The sequence below is a fragment of the Cupriavidus sp. UYPR2.512 genome (assembly GCF_000379565.1).
Taxonomy (GTDB): Bacteria; Pseudomonadota; Gammaproteobacteria; order Burkholderiales; family Burkholderiaceae; genus Cupriavidus.
Genome location: NZ_KB902996.1, coordinates 1 through 2678, shown reverse-complemented (window position 1 = coordinate 2678; position 2678 = coordinate 1). Strand labels below are relative to the sequence as shown.

At 66.7% G+C, this 2678-nt stretch carries 2 protein-coding genes; one reads left to right on the top strand and one right to left on the bottom strand.

Going from position 1 to position 2678, the window contains the following annotated elements; genetic code table 11:
* Positions 1 to 170: 170 nt before the first annotated feature.
* Entirely contained in the window at positions 171 to 1811 is a 1641-nt protein-coding gene (locus A3A5_RS40330) for a hypothetical protein (protein WP_232431370.1), read from the bottom strand.
* 358 nt (positions 1812 to 2169) lie between these two features.
* On the opposite strand from A3A5_RS40330, the gene A3A5_RS44860 reads away from it, so the two are divergent.
* Positions 2170 to 2678: hypothetical protein (locus A3A5_RS44860; protein ID WP_232431369.1), on the top strand; the 509-nt coding region annotated here is incomplete at its 3' end.

Sequence of the window (2678 nt, the reverse complement as noted above, 5' to 3'; positions counted from 1 at the left end):
TCCATGTACGGATATACAGCTGCAACCCATCCTGTCGATGTCGGAACACACGAAACACTGGCGCAATCGGGGCGCGTTCATATACAACCAGTTGTGCAACAGAACCTTGTGACCGAAGGCGAGGCATCGATACTCGCCCTGATTCCACTTTCGCGACACAGCCTTTGTGATCAGAGTGGGCGCGGCCACAATGGCTGAAAGTGATTAGGCGTGTGGAGGATATGCACAAGCCGGCCTTGCTGACCAACAACCGGATGCGCTGTGACCTGCCCGCTCCCCTCGACCTCAATGGTCTGGATACGGATGTCAAGGCTGCGCGCGAGTCTCGCCCCGCCCGGGTACATGTCGATGAAGTCATGCTCATCGGCCAGGTCATTCGCAATCAGCTCGCTCCGCAATGCCTGCGCCTGCGCCTCGAGTTCCCTCGTCTGCTCCGTGTCCACCCCGGGCTGTCGCCTGATGTTGCGCACGAACTGAAGCACTGTGTCCAGCAGGCAGTTGTTTCCCACCCCGCTGGCCACCCCCATCTCAGCGTTCGATTGCCCCAGAAACTCTTCAAGACTGCCATAGTGGCGAGCAGACTCGAACTCCTGCAGGGATCGGCGGACGGGCGCCTGGGCCGGCAAGGCACCCGCCAGGGGGGGGCGGGCAGGCGGCTGGGCACGTGCGGTGCGCGCAGGGTGGCGGGGGCCCCAGCTACTGCGAACCGCATGGCCGGGATCCGCCCGGGGCGCTACCACAGGCGCGCTCCGCGTGGCATGGTGCGGCCCGGACGGCTGCCAGGTGTGCCGCTCGGAGCTGCGTGCCTGATCCGGGGCGGCGCCGCGATACGGCGGGTTCATCGGGCCACCAGGCCCCTCACCGGCGGTGGCCGGTTCCGCATAGATGAACTTGCGCCAGCCACCACCGTCCAGGTCCGTGCGCAACTTCGCGCCGTGGCCCTCCAGCGCCGGCTGCAGCACAGGCCAGACCGTATCCTCCAGACGTTCAGCCTGGCTACTGATCTGACGGGCCAGCCCCGCAAGGGGGGACGGCATGTCCCGTGCGGCTGGCGCCTGGGGCTGGGGCCGCGGCGGAACCGTCAATACCGGCTCCGGCTCCGGCTCCGGCTCCCAGTCCACGATATCTTCCACCCCCGCAGGAACGGCTAATGCACGGAAGTCCTTGCGCGCCGGCTCGAGCAACTTCCAGATCTCGTCCCTGTGAGCGCCATCCGATTGGCGTCGTTGCGCCTGCTTGTACAGATCGTGGTACTTCTCCTTGCATCCGAACGTTTGCTCTGTATGAAACTGGATTTCCCATGGAAAGCCTTCCGGATCCTCCAGCGTGACGCTCACCGCCCGGAAAGCGCTGCGTTCCCGGCTGAAGTGATTGTGACACCGCATCATGGCATGCGCCTTCCCATCGAGCTGCAGAAGGATCCGGCGATAGTCCGCCACAAACGTATCCGCGGGCAGCACCGCACTGTAGCGCAGCGCATCGTTGACCCGCGCGCTGGCCTGGGCCAGATCCAGCGGCGGCATTCCGCCAATCAGCCGGGCCAGCTTGTCCTGCAGCGATTGCGGCGATTTCAGCCGGTGCTGCTCACCCGCCAGATACTGCCGTACCTCTTCACGCCCCGGCACACCGCCATGGCTCAGGATGTCCTTCAGCAGCGGCGTGATCTGTGGCTCGGCCTGTCGGGCGCGCTCGTGCAACGCCTGCGCCTGCCGCTGCTGCGCCTCCCGGGAAACCGCCTGCGCCCGCGTGGCCGGCGTGACTGGCAGGCTGAGCCATCCGCCCTGCTGCAGCGCGTGGACCGCGTCCTGCATGACTCCCGCTGCCATCGTGGGCATGTGCGGCAGCACCGTCTGCGCCCACTGTGGATCGAAGCGCCCATCGCGTATTTCTGCCGCCGTCTGCTTGCTGTACGGAACCCGCCGCAGACGCTCCGGGTAGAAGCTTTCCGCCCGCTCGCAGCACTCGATTACACCCGTAAACAGATCGGTGCCCCACGCTTGTAAAGAGATCGGTGCCCGTGTCCGACTTCAGCGCGTCGGTGCCCACCTTTATGGCTATCGTAAACAGGTTGCGCATGGACAGCTCCGGCTCGCCCGGCACCAGCCCCGGCTGCCCGCCGGGGAACGCCGTACGCGACAGCCGGCACACCGGATAGTTGTCCAGCACCGCGTGCACACGCGCAGCGGTGTCGTCTGCCTGCCCGTAGGCGCTCGCCAGTGCCGGGAACAACTGCGCCAGCGCGGGCGGAAGCGGCGCAGCCTGGACGCTGTCCCCGCCCAGCTGCATGCCCAGCTCATACAGCAGCTGCGCGGCCTCGCGCGCCTGCGGCTCATGGGCCCGCTCCATCGCTTCACCTGCCTGCGCCTGCAACTGCTGCAGCGCTGGTGCATCCTTGTCCCCCTGCAGCCGCCTGCGCAGTCCGTTGCGCAAATCACGCGCCACGCCGTCGTAGGTGCCGAACATCATGCGTCGCGCCATGGCCTCGCGCTGCTCGTCCGGTTGTGCAAGAAAGCGCATCGCCAGCGTGGCGGCTTTACCCAGCAACATCCCCCCGCGCTGCTCGGCCAGGATTTCGCGCGCCCGTCCTGCGTGGTAACGGCCCCGTTCATCGGTGGCCGGATGGGCAGTCTTGGGTGGCTTGAGCGAGCGCTCCTCGCCCCGTCGCGCCTGGCGCGCCT

Bases quoted from the DNA above. Each gene is read 5' to 3' on its own strand.
- A3A5_RS40330 (WP_232431370.1), bottom strand. From the start codon at position 1,811: ATGCAGGACGCGGTCCACGCGCTGCAGCAGGGCGGATGGCTCAGCCTG.